The organism is Dokdonia sp. MED134 (assembly GCF_000152925.2).
Classification (GTDB): Bacteria; Bacteroidota; Bacteroidia; order Flavobacteriales; family Flavobacteriaceae; genus Dokdonia.
On record NZ_CP009301.1, the window covers coordinates 3036934 to 3056060 of the forward strand.

A 19127-nucleotide genomic window follows, 5' to 3' on the forward strand; every position below is an offset into this window, starting at 1 on the left:
GAAAAAGGAAAAATTATGACCGAAAGTGTATTAATTATGAGATTTTATTACACATAGTGCAATGTTACCAAAACAAAAAAATCCCGCTCTATAAAAGCGGGATTTTGCAACGTGATTACTCACGTTTATATAATGTAAGTCTTAAGCTAGTACAGCCTGAACTTTATCTGCAGCTTCTTTAAACTCGATAGCAGATTGAACGTCAAGTCCAGAATCATCTATAAGTTTCTTTGCGATATCTGCATTAGTACCTTGTAAACGTACAATGATAGGTACATTTATAGTTCCCATATTTTTATATGCATCGATAATACCTTGTGCCACACGGTCACAACGTACAATACCTCCAAAAATGTTTACTAAGATTGCCTTTACAGCTGGATCTTTAAGTATTAATTGGAAAGCAGCCTCAACACGCTCAGCATCTGCAGTACCACCTACGTCAAGGAAGTTTGCAGGCTCACCACCAGATTGCTTAATAAGGTCCATAGTTGCCATTGCAAGTCCAGCACCATTTACCATACACCCTACGTTTCCGTCTAGGTCTACATAGTTAAGTCCTTTCTCACCAGCTTCAACCTCTACTTGGTTTTCCTCACGCTTGTCACGCATAGCTGCATAATCTTTACGACGGTATAATGCATTATCATCTAGTGATACCTTAGCATCTACTGCCATAATCTTATCGTCACTTGTCTTAAGAACAGGGTTGATCTCAAAAAGTGAACTGTCAGAATCTGTGTATGCTTTATAAAGAGCAGCAACAAACTTTGTCATATCCTTAAAAGCAGCACCGCTTAACCCAAGGTTAAAAGCGATTTTACGTGCTTGGAAAGGAAGTAATCCTGTTGCAGGATCTATCTCTTCGTGAAAGATAAGGTGCGGAGTCTCCTCTGCTACCGTCTCAATATCCATCCCACCTTCTGTAGAGTACATAATCATATTGCGACCTGTCCCTCTGTTAAGAAGTACAGACATATAATATTCTTCTGGCTCGCTATCACCTGGGTAGTATACATCCTCTGCAACAAGTACTTGGTGTACTCTCTTACCTTCAGCACTAGTCTGAGGTGTTACAAGATCCATCCCTATAATCTGGTCTGCGATTGTTTTTACTTCATCAAGACTTTTTGCGAGTTTTACACCGCCACCTTTACCGCGTCCACCTGCGTGTACTTGGGCTTTGATTACGTGCCATCCAGTACCGGTTTCTTCTGTAAGTTTTTTGGCAGCTGCAACAGCTTCATCTGGAGTCTGTGCTACATAACCGCGTTGGATACGTACGCCAAAACTATTTAATATCTCTTTTCCTTGATATTCGTGTAGATTCATAATCTTCGTTTAAGATGCTTAATTTGCCTCGCAAAAATAACAAATGCGCTACGGGAGCGCAATAGTTTTTGTGATTAATTCTGAGGAATGATTTTATACAATTTCCGCACTGAGTCCCGCTTGTAAAAGTTTAGAACAACGAGGCTCTAAATCTTTGTAATCGCCAGACTTTACAGAGCATTTCCCTTTATAATGTACCAGTAGTGCACATTGGTGTGCTTGATTTTCTTCGTGATCACAAGCATAGATGAGTGTATTAATCACGTGATCAAAGGTATTTACATCATCATTATAGAGTATAATCTCGTGTGCCGGTGATTCTTCGGTTAAGATGTCTAGTTCTTCTTGATATTTTTCTTGATTGCTCATATCATTAAGATTTTTGCTGCAAATTTACAAATTTTGTGGGTTTACGCTTTCGCGAAAGCGTAATTCTAACATAATATTATTAACTCTCTAACTGTGTCTAGCCTCGCTTCTCAAACTTACAAGCGACCCAATTATTGCGCTCGTAGTTACTAACGAAATAAAGTCCGTGTTCATTGCATTTTTCGGAAATAAGTGGAATATCTTCTGTATAAAAGCCACTTAATAATAAAATTCCATCTTCGGGAAGACAGCTAGCATAGGTAGGGATGTCACTTAGTAATATGTTGCGATTTATATTTGCGATGATGATGTCATAATTTTTGTCACTAAGTAAAGAGGCTTCTCCCTCATAAGTGGTGATGTGATTACAGTTGTTACGCTCTACATTTTCTATAGTGTTAAGGTAGCACCAGTTGTCTATATCTATAGCATCTATAGGTTGTGCTCCACGCATCTCTGCAAGTATAGCAAGCACGCCTGTGCCACATCCCATATCTAGTGTTTTCTTACCTGTAACATCAAGTTTAAGAAGGTGCTTGATCATCATATGGGTAGTCTCGTGATGGCCGGTCCCAAAAGACATTTTTGGCTCTATGACGATATCAAAGGCTACATCTGTTTTTTTGTGAAAGGGCGCTCTCACGGCACACTTACCATCTACTTCTATAGGTTCAAAATTCTTTTCCCACTCCTCATTCCAGTTTACTTGCTCTATCTCTTCTGCAGTATAAGTGATTTTAAATTCTTGTGAATTTAAGATCTGTATATCATTGAGTAGTTGGTCAAACTGCACCTTACCTTCTGGAAACGCCTCTTGTTTCTGTATGTATGCAATTACACCAGTAGAGGTCTCTGTAAAGCTTTCAAAACCTGCGTAGCCTAGCTCTGCAATGAGAATTTCTGTAGCAGGGTCGCGTGGTTCTATAGTAAATGTGTAGCCTAGGTAGATGGGAGTCATTAGTTGTTTTTTTGTAAGTTGTATGTTGCTTCTGGGTCTATGGTGAGAAGTATAGATCCATTTGCATCGGGCAAAAATACGGTTTCTGTATCGATGAGAATCTCTTCTTTTGCAGTAAAACCTACTCGGGCAGCTTCTCTAAATTGCTCATTTCTTATAAGTACTTTATAAGGAGCTCGTAAGCTAAAATTCCACCTTGTAAAGTTTTGATTTTCTAAAAGCGTATAGCTGTCTGGTTGCAGCATCTCGTGTGTCATATTTACTGCTCTGCCAGTGTGTAAAGACCCTGCGCCATAGAGGCCACGTAGCGGTTCGTTTGCCGTGATGTGATCTATGTTTGTAGCAGAGAGTTTTATAATGCTACTCATCTCATCTACAGATAGGTCATTGTTTACGGAGAGCATAAGACCTATAGTGCCGGTTACTAGTGGTGCTGCGGGTGAGGTAGCTTGATAAGGGTTGTAAGCAATCTCTCCATTTTTTTGAAACTTGTAATACTGAAAGATATCATTGCCCGGTGCCACAATATCTACTGTGGCGTCAAGATTATTTGTAGAGCTTAAGTAAAGTCTATAGGTGTCTTTTGGATCATTATTTGCAAATCCTCCTGTGCGGGATAGGTGATACTGTTGTTTTTCGGCATAATATTTACCATTTTTTTCTTCTATGTTGAGACCATCTTCTATCGTGTCATATTTATGTTGCACACTTCCCACAGATAGTACGTGTTCATAGGCTCCCGGGTATCTTAACTGTGTTCCGTTGGTTTTGCTATAAGGTGCATTATGGGGCACAGATACAATGATGGTCCCTAGATCTCGCATCTCATTAATAGCTTCTTGAGCGGTCTCGTAATAAGTGCGACTTCCCCAGCTGCAGTTTATCACTTTCACGCCGCTTCTCGCAAGTTCTAGTAGTTGATTAAATTCTTTAAAATCTCCATAAGTAGTAGTCTTGATGCTACAGTCGTAACAAACACCTGCACCAGCATAGGCATTATCACCTTGAGCAGCTGCAATAGCTGCTATCGTAAAGCCGTGTCCACCAGAGAGGCTGCTTTTTTTTACCATTGTAAGTTTACCAGCAAACTCCGGGTCTTCTGGATCTACATATCCATCAGAAATACCAATGTGCACATCTGGGGAACCCGTTGTGTAATACCAGGCTTGGGGTACTCCCATAAAGTCATAGTAGTCAAATAATAAAGATGAGCCCAGATTTTGCCCTGTAGTACTTGTTACTCCATAATCATTAGGCTCATAGATTTGTAGTTTTTGAGCGGTAATACTTTCAGAAAACTCAAATATATCTGGAGCAATCATTTTTAACTCTTGCTGAAAGGCAGGTGTAGCGGCAATAGCAAAGAAGGTGCGCTTGAGCTTATCGCGAGTGGCATATTTAAACCCTTTTCTAAAGATCTTTACATCGTGTTTTTCAAAAAGCGTTTTTAAACGCAATTCATCTCCTGTATACGTAACAACAGAATCTTGTGTTTGTACAGGTATTTCTATAGCATTTGAAACAGTTCTTATATAAAATCTGTCCTCTTGTGCCGTAATGGTGTAAGAGAAAGCAATAAGTATGATGATGACTAGCCGCTTCATACCTATGATTTTTTAATCGTAGCTATTTCTTTTTCGAGCGTTGCGACCTTATCTAGTGCTTGTTCTATTTGTTTCTCTTGGCGTATGAGGTGTAGCGTGAGTTCTTCTACTTTTTTGAGGAGTAATCTATTCATCTCACCTAGCTCTATCCCATTTTTAAGAACCTCTTCGGTAGAGGGTATTTCTGGTAGATGCCCGTTTGTGTTTATGTAGTTCTCAATTTCGCGTAAGCGGGCTAAATCATACCCGTCTTCAAAAACAGTATCTGCCCATTCTTTTAGATCTACTTTTACAGAGCGAGCGTGTATGCGTCCGTTTACTTCGAGCTTATCTGTAGGCTTCTTTTTGCCTATGCCCATATTGCCACTTCTAGTCACATAAATGGCGTTGCTTTCTTTTTTGTTTTTAAAGAGAGCCAGTGATCCATCACGGTTTGTGGCAGTCTCACTAGTAGTTTGAGCGGCACAGCTTGAGGTGGTTAACATTATAAGTAGAGCAAGCGTAAGTATTTTCATTACAATAAGATTTAGCTCTAAAATACTAATACCAATTGATATAAAATAAAAATGCGCTAGCCGTGATGGCTAGCGTATTCATATTTATGATAAAATGTGGCTGCTTTTATGCAAAAGCATTTACAATTTCAAAAAAGTCATCTGCCTTAAGCGATGCGCCACCTATGAGGCCTCCATCTACGTCTGGCTTGCCAAAAATCTCTTTTGCATTACCAGGTTTTACAGATCCTCCGTAAAGTATGGTTACATTTTCTGCTACTTCTTCGTTATAGGTCTCTGCAACTGTTTTTCTTATAAACGCGTGCATATCTTGTGCCTGCTCTGGTGAGGCAGTCTCTCCCGTACCTATTGCCCATACTGGCTCATATGCTAGCACGATACTAGACCAAGCCGAAGCATCAAGATGAAAAAGTGCATTTTTAAGCTGGCTCTCTACAACCTTTTCTTGGTTGCCAGCCTTGCGATCTTCTAGCTCTTCTCCAAAACAAAATATCACTCGCATCTCGTTTTCAAGGGCAGCATTTACCTTTTCTGTAAGAAGCTCATCTCCTTCATTAAAATAAGCACGACGCTCGCTATGACCTAAAATTACTGTATTTACCCCCACACTTTTAAGCATAGCTGCAGAGATCTCACCAGTGTAAGCTCCACTTTTTGCCTGGTGCATATTTTGTGCGGCTACTGTGATGTTACTATCGCTTAGACTCTCAAAGGCACTATGTAAATTAATGTATGTAGGAGCAATAATAACCTCTGCATCACCATTATTTACTTTACGTTTTAAGTCTGTGATGAGACCAGCTGTGGCAGCAAGGTCATTATTCATTTTCCAGTTTCCGGCAACGATGTGTTTTCTCATTATGTATATTTTTTGGCGCTAGGGTAGTAGCTTGTTAGTTGTATGTGATTATAGATGAGCTTACCAAAGTGATTAATAAGGGGTGTTATTACGCTTTCGCGAAAGCGTACTCATCATAACAAATATAACACCCGTAATTGAAGTTTGGGGTGCGGTTAACGTAGTTTTCACGATACCGTTTTCGTAAGATGGCAGTGTCTTATCCCAGTTTTACCTTTGGGTCTAGCCATTTGTATACAAAGTCTACTAAGATATTAATGATAACAAATAGGGTTGCAATCACTAGTACAGCTCCCATAATAATAGGGAGATCTAACGTATTGAGCGCGTCTACTATCTCTTTACCTAGTCCGTTCCACCCGAAGATATATTCTACAAAAACAGCACCGGCTAGCATAGATGCAAACCACCCAGAAATAGCAGTTACAACAGGGTTGAGCGCATTTTTTATAGCGTGGTTTTTAATAATCTGGTAGGTGCTAAGCCCTTTTGCACGGGCGGTACGTATGTACTCTTGATTATATACTTCAAGAAGTGAGTTGCGCATAAGTTGTATTACAACTGCTAGTGGTCGTATGCCTAAAACGAGGGCTGGTAATATGAGGTTTTTCCAGCGTATGTGTACCTCTTCGCCAAAATCATCCATCTCATACAGACTACCCGTCATATTAAGATTAGTAAAGGAGTGCAATGCATAGCCAAATAGCCAAGCAAACAAAATAGCACTAAAAAAACTAGGGACACTCATCCCTAGGGTGCTCACAATTTGTATGGTTTTATCTACCCAAGTGTCCATCATTTGCGCCGAAATAATGCCGAGTATAATCCCAATAACTATCGCTATAAGTATGGCGCTTACGGCCAGTACAATAGTGTTAGGTAGCGTTTCTGCAATAACTTGAGTGACTGGTTTACCCGTTTTCTGAAAGCTTTCTCGCAAGTATGGATATTTTAATACTACAGTAGTGTTACCTATCGTAAATAGGGGAGTAGCGCTATACTTTCCAGAAGTGAGAGACGTGTAGTTAGTATGATCACTTGCGTGAAAAGATAATGGTGATAAGTCATTGAGGTAATACCCATACTGAGTACTTACAGGCTTATCAAAACCATACTTTGCACGCACCTTTGCTAGTTGTTCTGGGTCTTCATTTTGATCTAGCATCATACGAGCGGGATCACCGGGTAGTACCGTAAATAAAAAGAAGATAACCGTCACAACTCCCCATAAGGTGAGAAGTGCATAGCCTAGTTTATATATAAGTTGCTTGACCAAGTTATTTTATATCACTAGGAGTGAGTTTTCCTTGTTTTATGGCAAGCGCATCTTCTAGAGAAATCGCTTTATACACAAAGCCTTCACCAAAGAGTGCTTGTGCATACTCCTCAATAGTTTGTGTAAAACCTGCTTGAGCACGTATTGCATTTACCTCTTCTGGGTTTTTTACAGGCCACATAAAATCACCAGACCCATAGTTTACGCCTTGCGTTCCATATACTTGTGGGAGGTCTTGCTGTGAGAGATAACGATCCTCCATCATTGCAACGAGGCGCATAGGTAATTCTCCCTTTGCACCAGCCTCTTTTATGGTGTCTAGATAAGTGTCTATTTTATTAGAATGCTGTACTACATACCAGGCTGCGGTGTTTGTAGGTTCTCCTACAATACTTTTGCCTGGATAACCAGATGTAGTAAGTATGCGTTCTACTCGCTGCAAATTAATGCTGTCTAGTAGTTCCTGCTGTTTCCATAAAAAGCCTTGCAACTCTTCTGGGGCTACACCTGCTTTTTTAGCCTCTGCTATTTTTTCTGGACCTTCAGGTAGATACATTAGTTTGCGGTACTTCTGATCAAGATATGCAATGCTGTCAAGTTCATATTTAAGAGCAAAGTCCATTTCTGGTTTACTATTTTCTTGAGGTACAAGTCGTAGGTCTTCTGCATCATTGTAATGCAATTTTTGAAGAATGGTTCCTTTATGTATACTCACAATACCAGGGTTTGCGCGTACAATGGTTTTAAGTACCGTCTCATCTGTAAAGAAAAACTTAAAAGGCAATCTGTTTTCTTGTACAAAAGTATCTGCAGCGTCTTGGGCAGATGAGCTTAGCCCTATTACATTATACCCTTTGCGTATAGCCTCTTCTGTTATATTACGTATGTTGTAATAACCTTGCGCTTCTGTGTTGAGTAAGTTATAGGCAATGATTACGATTAGATTTTCTTTCTCAAGATAAGTAGTTGTATAATCCCTGCCGTCACGCTCTATAGTAAAGTCGTGCACAGGTGGTTCATATCCCTCGCTTGTTTGTACTACTTCATAAGATACGTATGTGCCATCTACCTCTGGATACCCTCCATCTGTAGTGATCACCTCTTCTTTGCCATCTACAAGAAAGGTCCATTGATACTCAAAGGTCGCCTCTGGTGCTCCTTCTGGTACCGCCATACCCTCTGCAATATTAGACCCTACTTTATATGCTCTAAAATCTAGCCACGGTAGGTGCTCAAGTACGTGCATACCAAAAAACATACATCCTAAAAATGATACAAAAACAAGCGATGCATTTATAAGTTTTGAGAAGAGTGGTTTAATGTGTTTCTGGTTAATCATTAAGAAAAGAATCAATACCAGCAGTATCACATCCTTTGCAAAAGACTCCCAAGGTACAAGCGGTATCGCATCGCCAAAACAACCACAATCTGTCACCTTATTAAAGTAAGCCGAGTAAAACGTGAGGAATGTAAAAAATACAATCATCGCAAACAGCAGCCACAAGGTGATTTTCTTTCTAAAACCTACAAGCAGTGCAATACCCAGTAACACCTCTACTACAACCAGTATAATGGAGATAAGCAGTGCATAAGGAGATAAAGACTCTAACCCTAACACCTCTGCGCTAAAATATTCTTGAAGTTTATATGAAAACCCAAGCGGGTCATTAAGTTTTATAAAACCAGAAAAAATAAACAAAGCACCTACTATAAAGCGTGCTATGTGTGTAAGTACCTTCATCATAAAAAAGCTTTGGTCGTTTTTAATATAGCTGTAGTCAGTAATAAATATTAAGCCTCTCCTAAGTGTATCATTGCAAACACCGCATAGTTTATCATATCTTGATAATTTGCATCAATCCCCTCAGACACCAGTGTTTTACCTTTATTATCCTCTATCTGTTTTACACGTAACAGCTTCTGCAATATAAGATCAGTAAGGCTGCTCACACGCATATCTCTCCAGGCCTCACCATAGTCGTGATTTTTATCCATCATCAACTGTTTTGTGAGCGCGATTTTCTCATCATAAGCCTTTACAGCCTCCTCAAGCTCGAGGTCGGGTTGCTCTACCACACCGCGCTCAAGATTTACCAGCGCCATCGCACAGTAATTTATAATGCCTATAAACTCAGACTGCTGTCCCTCATCTACCTTTTGCACCTCGTTTTGCTGTAAGCCACGTATGCGCTGTGCTTTTATAAAAATCTGATCTGTAAGAGATGGCAAGCGCAGTATGCGCCACGCACTCCCGTAATCCTTCATTTTTTTTATATACAAATCTCTACATTGAGTGATTACCGCATCATATTGCGCAGACGTATCGGCCATAGGGTTTCTTTTGATTTTTGGTAAATTTCGGTTAAAAACTTCAATATAAGAAATACCCCTTGCCTTATAAAGAGAGAAGTGTACTATCTTTTTGAAGCACACAATTTATGGTGTACTTTTGGGGGAGTATCCCGCTTTTTGTTGCAATTCCTCGCGGCGGTTGCACCAGCCAGCTGTGGGATTTACACGGCAATCGGGGCTAGAGACTAGAGGTAGTCTATACCTCGAGACTTTATAAGTGATACTACTGTATATAAATACCTAACTACATCTAAACAACGTTAACCTATAATGACCATAAACTGCAACGGAAAGCTAATAGATCTCACCACACCAAAGGTAATGGGTATTCTCAATCTCACACCAGATAGCTTTTATGATGGAGGAAAGTATGGTGATATATATGCTGCCATAAGTCAGGTTGAGGTGATGCTTAGCGATGGCGCTACGTTTATAGATGTAGGTGCATATAGTTCTAGACCTGGTGCGACAGATATTTCGGTAGAGGAGGAGGAGCGCAGGCTCATACCGGTGGTAAGGCAGTTAGTTACTACTTTTCCGGAGATTGTGATAAGCGTAGACACCTTTCGCGCAAGCGTAGCAAAAAAAGCAATTGAGGCAGGTGCAGCTGTTGTAAATGATATAAGTGCTGGGATGCTGGATGATGATATGATGGCTGTCGTAGGGGTATTACAGGTGCCATATATAATGATGCATATGCGTGGGACTCCTCAAACTATGAAGCAACTTACCACTTATGATAATTTTTTTAAAGAGGTGATGTACTACTTCTCGGAGCGAGTTGCAGTGGCAAAAAGTCATAAGATTAATGACCTTATTATAGACCCTGGTTTTGGCTTTGCAAAAACTACAGCGCAAAGTTTTGAACTACTCAATAACCTTGACTTGTTTAAGGCTTTTGAAATGCCCGTGCTAGCAGGTGTTTCTCGTAAATCTATGATTTATAAAACATTAGATGTAACGGCAGATGGAGCTCTTAATGGCACGACTGTTCTTAATACGGTGGCAATAAGTAAAGGAGCGCGTATACTGCGAGTACACGATGTTAAGGAAGCTATGGAGGTGATATCACTCTCAAATGCTTTATCATCTAACGTGTCTTAATAAGATTAGGTATTATAACAATTGCATTTAATCTCCGTTAGGATACACAAAACCGCCTTTGATTAACAGAATTTTGGCAAAAAAATGCTATTTTTCACCTCTTAAACATATCTATGATGAAAATCCTACGTCTAGCATTAGCTTTCATACTATTTTCTTTTTTTAATACATTGGTTTTTGCACAGGCTAGTCCTGGTGGACCTACGTGTGCAGAGGCTGTACCTTTTTGTACTGAAGATTTGGCACAACCTTTCGATAATTGTTATCCAGGTAGTCCAAATCCAAATTGTACAAGTAGTGGTGAAAATGGACCTTTCTATGATTGTCTTGGAAGTACACCTTATCCAACTTGGTATTTTTTACAAATTGATCAACCTGGTGATTTAGCTTTTCAAATAACTCAAAATACAAGTATTGATGATGATGGGACGCCTACAGGAACTGGGCTTGACGTTGATTTTATTGTTTGGGGACCTTTTAGCGACACTAATGTTTGTGGTAATCTTACAGAAGCTAATGTTGAGGATTGTAGTTTTTCTGGTGCAGCTGTAGAGCAAGTATTAATACAAAATGCACAAGTAGGAGATATTTATGTTTTCTTGGTTACCAACTATTCAGGTATATCTGGAAATCCAGATAGTCAAGGCGAGATATATATCGAGCAGACTAATCAAAATAATAACAATGCAGGAACTACAGATTGCTCAATAGTTAATGCTTCTTTAGGAGCAGATCAAGAGGTTTGTGATGGAGAGACAGTAACGCTAGATGCGACATCTCCAGATGCGGCTGGTTATGCTTGGGCAGTAGATACGGGCGCAGGTTTTATGCCAGTACTAGATGGTACGGGTACACAAGTTACAACAGCAACACTTGATGTAACGACTTCTGGTAACTACCAAGTGACTATAACAGATTTTAATGGTGATACCGGGACAGATGAGGCGTTAGTAACATTTTTTACGGTACCTACAGCAACGCAACCAGCAGATCTTTTTGAATGTGATACAGATGCAGACGGATCGGCTACTTTTAATCTAGACACACAAATAGGAGATATCCTTAACGGGCAAGATCCTAATGAGTTTGATGTGACTTTTCACTTAAGTCTTGTAGATGCTTCTGGTCCGGCAGGAATAGGAGCCCTTGCAGGTACCACAGTTTACACTTCTACTACAGATGAGATATTTGTGCGTATAGAAAATGCAAACTTGGCTGAGTGTGTAGCGACTACAAGCTTTATGATTAACGTTGTAGATTTACCTGTAGCAACAATGCCAGGTCTTTATGAGATTTGTGATGATGCGGCAGATGGTGATGATACAAATGGTGTTGCCACCTTTGACCTATCTACACTTAATGATGATGTTTTAAATGGACTTGACCCTATGCAATTTGTGGTGAGTTACCACCCAACAGGTCCTGATGCGACTGCAAATGCAAATCCATTACCGCTTGCTTATGAAAATATAGGTTCTCCAAACAATGATCAAATCTTTGCACGTGTCGAGAATACGGCTTTTACAGGTTGTTTTTCTATCACCCCAGTAAATTTAAGAGTAAATGCTTTGCCAGTATTAACTTCACCTGTGACGCTGCGCCAGTGTGATGATGATATGAATGGGGTAAGCATTATAAATTTAACCCAAGCAGAAGGCGAGTTAAGTACAAATGCCGCAAACGAAACCTTTGCTTATTTTGATTCTTCTGGAGCTTCTATTCCAGATCCTACTGCTTATATGAATAGTAGTAACCCATTTCTTGAAACAATTACAGTAACAGTAACAAACTTAAATGGGTGTTCTCGTGATGGTGCCATAAATCTTATAATTAGTGCTTCTCAAATACCTGGAGGTACATTATTTGCAGATGAGATGGAGTGTGATACAGATAGCGATGGGGTAGCTTTGTTTGATTTTTCTGCAGCAACAGCAGCTATAGAAGCATCTTTTGCTCCGCAAGTTGTTATCGTGTCTTACTATGAAACACAACAAGAAGCTTTATCTGAAGTAAATCCTATTGTAGATCCATCTGCTTATAATAACAACCTTACGTACACAAGTGCTGGAGGAGTTCAAGATATCTGGGTACGAGTTGAAGCAGACACAGATAATGGTTGTGTAGGTCTTGGAGAGCACGTACGTCTTACCGTTGTTCCTAACCCCACCTTCTTACCCAACATCTCTTCACTTGAAGAATGTTCACCTATCGCAAATGCTGCACAATTTGATCTTACCCAGAACGATGCCCAGATTACTGGCGGTGATCCTAATATTCTAGTTACTTATTATGAGAACGTAGGGAATTACACGGCTATGAATGCCATTGCTAACCCTACTGCTTTTTCAAACAGTAGCAACCCTCAGACCATTTACTACAGTCTTGAGAATGCCACTACAGGCTGTACGACGTTTGATTTTGTCAACCTGGCAATGAACTTTGAGATCATCGTAAACCAGAACCCTGTACTCACCACGCCTACCGAACTTCAAGTCTGTGATGATGATGGTGTGATAGATGGCCTTACCACGGTAGACCTCTCTTCAAAAGATATTGAGATTACGGGTGGTTTTGATGCAAACCTTACCATCACCTACCACTTAGACCAGGCTGGGGCCGATGCTAGTGATGCAAGTATTCCAGACAAAACAATGTTTACAATGACCACCAACCCTCAGATTGTAGTGGCTCGCGTGACCGATAATACCACGGCTTGCTACTCAACGGTAAATCTTAGTGTGCGTAGCTTCCCAGTGCCGGTACCCGTAACCCCTGCAGATTATGAGGAGTGTGATGATGATAACGACGGAGTTTTTGACTTCTTCGTGCTTTCCTCTAGAGACGCCGAAATCACCGGTGGAGACCCAACCCTTACCGTCGCCTATTACCTCACCCAGGCAGATGCAGATAATGCACCAGTAGGTCAGGAGCTTGACAATATGATGTATATCAACAATGAGCCTTTTGAGCAAATTGTGTATGCCCGTGTTTTTAACGATGCCGGTTGTTACAGCACTACACCGCTTACCCTGCGTGTGCTCAACACCCCAATGCCTAACCAAGATGCAACTCCATACGCACTGTGTGATGATGATACAGATGGGCTTCAAATATTTGATTTAAGTACACAAGAAGCTAATATTCTAGGCGGCTTAGACGCTGCAACGCATACGGAGGAGTGGTTTTCTTCACTCGCTTCCGCGGAAGCTGGTACTCCTGCCATTGCAACCCCTACTGCTTATACGAGTAATACCGCCACCGTATATGCCCTATTAACCGATACTGCACGAATGACCACTACCATGACCTTCTGTAGTAATATTGCTCCTTTAGAACTTATTGTAAACCCATTGCCAACTCCTATCCAACCTGCCGAATACGAGCTTTGTGATGACATAGAAAGCGGTAGTGATATGGATGAGTTTGCAAGCTTTGATTTACGTAGTCGTGACGATGAGATTACTGGTGGTAATGATGACTGGAGTGTAAGCTATCACTTCACCCAAGCAGATGCAGATGCGGGTACGCCAGCACTTGCAGATATGTATCAGAATGTGGTGATGGCAAACCAAACCATCTTTGTACGTGTAGAAGATATTGTGACGTCTTGTTATGAGACCATCACCTTAACCTTAGTGGTAAATCCATTACCATCACCTACCACCATAGCACCGGTAGAAGAGTGTGATACAATGGCAAATGATGGCGACCCAGATAATGATGGGGATGCTATTTTTGATCTTACCGGCCAAGTAACAACAGACATTATAAATGGCGAGGCCTTTGTGGGACTTAGTTTCCACGAGACAATTGCCGCTGCAGAGCTAGGTACACCAGCCATTGCAAACCCAGCAGCCTACCAGACGGTATCAAGAACTATCTATGTAAGAGCTACAGATACAGACCCAGCTACCAGCACTGAGTGTTACCGTATCGTGGAGTTAGAACTTATCGTGCAACCTGCACCGGTACTGCCTACCACCATCCCAGACCTAACTGAGTGTGATGATGATGGAGACGGGCAAGCGCTGTTTGATCTTACACAAAACGATGCAGTGATCTACGGGACACAAACCCCTGCAGCTATAACTCTTACGTATCACGAGACGCTCGCCAGTGCAGAAGCTATGGTAGGCAGTGCGGCAGATATGCCTATTGCAGATCCTGTAAACTACCTTGCCAGTGCACCGGCTACCCAGCTGTGGGTACGTCTAGAAGACACCACAACAGGTTGTACTGTAGTAGGTACTTTTAATCTAAACATCGCAATGATTCCTACCATCACCCCACCAGGGCTTTTTGAAGCCTGTGATAGTGCGGGTGCCCTCGTAGGAACCGATGATGATGGGATTACCACTTTTGACCTTACCAGCCTTGATGCAGGTATTACCGGTGGCGACCCAACCCTTACCGTAACTTACTATGAGTCGCAAGCAGACCTCGATGCCGGTATTGCAAATGCTATTGCCACACCAGAGGCATATATCAATGATGGAACTAGTCCGCAGACGCTTTTTATCTTAGTCAGTAGTAGTGATGCAGGAATGTGTGGAGCAGAAACTACCGTAGACCTACAAGTGAATCCGCTACCTGTTATTGGAGAACCTTTACCAGAAGCGATAGCTTGTGATGAAGACAATGATGGTTTTGGAGCCTTTGACTTACAACAGTATAATGATGACTTATTAGCAACGCTTACAGATATCACCCTACGTTTTTATGAAACCCTAGATAATGCCACGGCAGATACAGGAGCAGGGCAGATAGATATTACCGTTCCTTATAACAACATCACAGGGATGACCTCACTGTATGTGGTAGCACAAGATACCAATCCTGCTACGGCAACAGCTTGTACTAAGATTTATGAATTTGAGCTTGTGGTATATCCTATCCCTGAGATTCCTGCGGCTCTTGAAACCCTTACCGAGTGTGATGATGATAATAACCTGATGGAAATTATAGACCTTACTCAAAACGAGGTTGCCATCATAGGGACACAAGATGCAACCACGCTTGTCATCACGTATCACAATACCCTGGTAGATGCAGAAACGGGTAACAACCCGATTATAGATCCAGCCAACTATAACGCAACACAGATGACACCACTTGAGGTAATCTGGGTACGTTTACAAGTAAATGATGGTAGTCCAAATATATGTGCTGCAGTGAGCTCTTTTGAAATCTCTGTAGAAAGCCCACCTACGGCAAACCCAGCAAATGATGATTTAGACCTAATGGTTTGTGATGATGATGCAGATACCTTTAATGTGTTTGACCTTACCGTTAATGAGGCAAGTCTTACGGGAGGTGATCCATTACTATCTGTGACCTATTATGCAAGTCTTGCAGACCAGACGAGTGATACGCCTATTGCAGACCCTACGGCTTATACAAACATTCAGAACCCACAAACGATACAGGCAGTAGTCTCTAGCGCAGCAGGATGTACCGACCAGACTACTTTTGACATTGAGGTGTTACCATTACCTACGCCTAACACAATGCCAGATGCCGTAGAGGTATGTGATGCCACGACAGATATTGATACTGATGGCGATGGGGTGATTGACGCTGGCTCTGGTTCAGATACCGATGGTTTTGAGAGCTTTGATCTTACGGGTGTGATTGCTCAGATAGGTGGAGGGGAGCCTGTAGATATCTTAGTGTATACAGATCTCGCTTTCGCGGAAGCGAACCCAGACGACCCAACGCTTGCAGTGGCAGATGTTACCAATTTTATCAATACCACATCTGGTAACCAAACACTCTATGCACGCGTGGAACGTAATGTACCGGGCGACGATGACTTAGACAGCAACGGAAACTTATGTTATGTGATTGTGCCTTTTGAGGTGATTGTAAATCCGCTACCTGTTTTGGCAGAAGCGGGACCTATTGATTATACCTTCTGTGAAGAATTTGATGGAGATGATACAATGGGAAGTGTGGATCTTACGACACTGGCAGATGAGATAGGGATTCTTGCGGCGCCACAGGTAACAAGTGATTTTACAATAAGCTATCACCAGTTACTGGTACAGGCAGAGGCAAACACTGCTGCACTAAGTTCGCCATACACGGTGGCAGATGGTGAGGAGCTGTTTGTGCGTATTGAAGATAACACCACAGGCTGTGTGAACTTTACAAGCATCATCTTTACAGTCGAAAGTCGTCCAGAGGTATCTCCAGCAGATAATATGGTACAGTGTGCCGATGATCTTGGGATTAATGTTGCGCCTAACCAAGATGAGGCCACCTTTGACCTTACGCAGCAGAATGCAATGATTACCGGTGGTGTGACTGCAACCTCTGTAACCTACTACACCAGCCTTGCAGATGCAGAGGCGATGGTTAATGCGATAGACACGCCTAGTGCTTATGTAAATACGAGTAACCCACAGACTATATATGCCAGAGCGGTTAATACAGCTAGTAACTGTGAGAGTACGATGGTGGTGGATTTTGAGATTTTTGTACAACCACTACCATATACAGACCTTACCAATGAGGGCGGACAGATTTGTGTGGATGAGATTACTGGAGAAACTTTAGAACCATTTACAATAGATGGTACGGTAGAAGATCCTCAGATTGGGGTGAGCTACAGCTATGCGTGGACGCTAGATGGTACTTTTATATCAGAAGACCCTGTGGTGACTGTAGATGCTGCAGGAACGTATCAAGTGCTTGTCACAGCTACCTATGTAGATGGTAGTGAGTGTGACTATCTTGCAGAGGCTGTTTATGCGGCTGCGAGCGCACCTATCTTTGAGGCGATAGTAGTAGAGCCTTCTTTTAATAGTAGTGGTCTGTACACGGTAGAGGTGATAAACATCACGGGGGTAGACCCTACCTCAGAGTATGAGTTTGCACTAGATGATGGCCCGTTTCAGAGTAGTACGACTTTTACAAATGTGACACCAGGAACACACACCATTTTTGGAAGACTGGCAAGTGGTGACTGTTCTATCTCTGAGTTTGAGATAGGAATCATAGATTACCCACGTTTCTTTACACCTAATGCAGATGGCTTTCACGACACGTGGAATATTATAGGGCTAGGAGCAGAGCCTAATCTTAATGCTAAGATTTTCATCTTTGATAGATATGGGAAGCTCTTAAAACAACTGAGCCCTACAAGCCCTGGATGGGACGGTACCTTTAACGGACAGCCTATGCCTAGTAACGACTACTGGTTTAGAGTAGAGTTTACAGAGGTAGATGACCTAGGGACACAGAGAACGGTTAATGGGCACTTTACATTGAAGCGATAAGAAATATATAAAATCGATAATAAAAAGCTCTTAGTATCTAATACTGAGAGCTTTTTTAGTTATGGTATGAGGTGTAAATTATAATCTAGTCGCGGAGTAGTTTGACAGTTGTGATACTGATTTGACAATGAATAATGAAAGTTAGCACCGCTTAATTCCTTGCGTTAGGGATAGTAGTGGTTACCCTGCAGTGTTGTGGAGCGATAGCGTAGCATCACGAAGCGTATGAACGTATAGCCCGGTCTCTATACTTGAAGAATGAAATGATGAAAGAATAGGGGCACGCCCTAGTAGAAAGAAAGAGACTATCTAAAAAGTTCCCAATCTAGTTTTACAGAAAATACGTTAGAATATATAGCAGCGCTCTGATCACCTATGTCTGTGAGTGCATAATCTACGTGAATACCTTTGTACTTAAAACCTACTCCTATATTAGGCTGGAAGCCCACCGTAGTATTATTATCAATTGCTGTGAGTTCTTGAAAATTACCTACACCTGCTCGCACATACACCAGCTCTGCATAACCAAATTCAAGGCCTAGGGCAGGAGTAGCACTTACAGACGAGCTAGAAATGATATCATTAGTTTGAGTAAATCTAAAATTCATATCCAGTTCTGCTCTTAAGGAGTAGTCGTAATGAAAAATCCACTGTCTTCCCATACCTATTTGAAGTTTTGGGATGGTGATTTCTGTTTTTTCTGGAAGTTCTTGATTTTGCCCTTCTACGGCATCGCTTATGGTAGCAAACTGCTCTTCATCTATGCTCCACGCATTTACGGTAGTGGTGATGTCACGCGCCATAAGTCCAAAATCCCAGTCGCCTCTCTTAAATTGTAATCCTACATCAAGGCCAAAACCCCAGCTGTTTGCAAAGTCACCTATCACACGACGTACCACCTTTGCATTCACCCCTAGATTTAAACCATCTAGTGGCAGCGCGCGTGCATAAGAGACTGTAAAGGCATAGTCTGCTGTAGAAAATAAGCTTATACGATTGTAATCTATATTACCTTGATCATCTATGAGCTGAGTGGTGTTTAAAATATCGTCTACCCCAAACCTTATGATAGAAATACCTACGGCACTTTTATCATCTAGTGGTTTTGCAAAGCCTATGTAGTCGTAGTTTGCAATGTTTGCAAAGTAAGAAGCGTGCATTAATGAGATCTGGTTATCTTCTAGATTCACTAGCCCTGCAGGATTCCAGTAGCCCGCATTTACATCACTTGTACTTGCCACCACAGCATTACTCATACCAAGAGCGGCAGCGTCTACACCAATATTCAAAAACTCATTTGAGTAAGAACGTACCGCTTGAGAAGCAGCAGTCATTGTAATAAGTATAGATAGTATGGTAAGCGATTTTTTCAATAGCAGGATTTGTGAGACAAATATCTCACTTTTAGTACACATTGTAAACAATAAAACCGTCTAGATATTGCCTGTAGCCACATTAGTATAGATATCTTCCCTATT

At 41.3% G+C, this 19127-nt stretch carries 12 protein-coding genes; 2 read left to right on the forward strand and 10 right to left on the reverse strand.

Features of this window, described 5'->3' with window-relative positions:
* Window positions 1-141: 141 nt before the first annotated feature.
* From sucC to MED134_RS13535, 9 genes are all read right to left on the reverse strand, one after another.
* Window positions 142-1332: an ADP-forming succinate--CoA ligase subunit beta gene (gene sucC / locus MED134_RS13495; protein WP_035328085.1), complete on the reverse strand. Its 1191-nt coding sequence runs from the start codon at window positions 1330-1332 to the stop codon at window positions 142-144.
* A gap of 93 nt (window positions 1333-1425) precedes the next feature.
* Window positions 1426-1701, reverse strand: coding sequence for an ATP-dependent Clp protease adaptor ClpS (locus MED134_RS13500; protein ID WP_035328087.1), 276 nt, complete (start codon window positions 1699-1701; stop codon window positions 1426-1428).
* A gap of 97 nt (window positions 1702-1798) precedes the next feature.
* A complete protein-coding gene (gene prmA, locus MED134_RS13505) occupies window positions 1799-2659 on the reverse strand; it encodes a 50S ribosomal protein L11 methyltransferase (protein ID WP_038600145.1) in 861 nt (286 codons plus the stop codon).
* Window positions 2659-4263: a S8 family peptidase gene (locus MED134_RS13510; protein WP_038600147.1), complete on the reverse strand. Its 1605-nt coding sequence runs from the start codon at window positions 4261-4263 to the stop codon at window positions 2659-2661. The genes prmA and MED134_RS13510 overlap by 1 nt, the downstream gene beginning before the upstream one ends.
* Before the next feature lie 2 nt (window positions 4264-4265).
* Entirely contained in the window at window positions 4266-4778 is a 513-nt protein-coding gene (locus MED134_RS13515; RefSeq protein WP_052084252.1) for a hypothetical protein, read from the reverse strand.
* Window positions 4779-4884: 106 nt separating this feature from the next.
* Window positions 4885-5637, reverse strand: a complete 753-nt coding sequence (gene tpiA / locus MED134_RS13520; RefSeq protein ID WP_038600150.1) for a triose-phosphate isomerase — start codon at window positions 5635-5637, stop codon at window positions 4885-4887.
* A 199-nt stretch (window positions 5638-5836) separates the two neighbouring features.
* Complete coding sequence (locus tag MED134_RS13525) at window positions 5837-6913, reverse strand: ABC transporter permease (RefSeq protein WP_038600153.1); 1077 nt, start codon at window positions 6911-6913, stop codon at window positions 5837-5839.
* A gap of 1 nt (window position 6914) precedes the next feature.
* Complete coding sequence (locus tag MED134_RS13530; RefSeq protein WP_237747126.1) at window positions 6915-8657, reverse strand: BT_3928 family protein; 1743 nt, start codon at window positions 8655-8657, stop codon at window positions 6915-6917.
* A gap of 47 nt (window positions 8658-8704) precedes the next feature.
* Window positions 8705-9244 (reverse strand): DUF1599 domain-containing protein, encoded by a 540-nt coding sequence (locus tag MED134_RS13535; RefSeq protein WP_035329080.1) that lies wholly within the window; start codon window positions 9242-9244, stop codon window positions 8705-8707.
* Between the two features lie 291 nt (window positions 9245-9535).
* On the opposite strand from MED134_RS13535, the gene folP reads away from it, so the two are divergent.
* On the forward strand, window positions 9536-10369 hold the full coding sequence (gene folP, locus MED134_RS13540; RefSeq protein WP_038600161.1) for a dihydropteroate synthase: 834 nt from the start codon (window positions 9536-9538) through the stop codon (window positions 10367-10369).
* A 113-nt stretch (window positions 10370-10482) separates the two neighbouring features.
* Window positions 10483-17649, forward strand: a complete 7167-nt coding sequence (locus tag MED134_RS13545; protein WP_237747127.1) for a T9SS type B sorting domain-containing protein — start codon at window positions 10483-10485, stop codon at window positions 17647-17649.
* Between the two features lie 305 nt (window positions 17650-17954).
* Here MED134_RS13545 and MED134_RS13550 read toward each other — a convergent pair whose 3' ends face one another.
* Window positions 17955-19022: a PorV/PorQ family protein gene (locus MED134_RS13550; protein ID WP_038600167.1), complete on the reverse strand. Its 1068-nt coding sequence runs from the start codon at window positions 19020-19022 to the stop codon at window positions 17955-17957.
* Window positions 19023-19127: the final 105 nt, after the last annotated feature.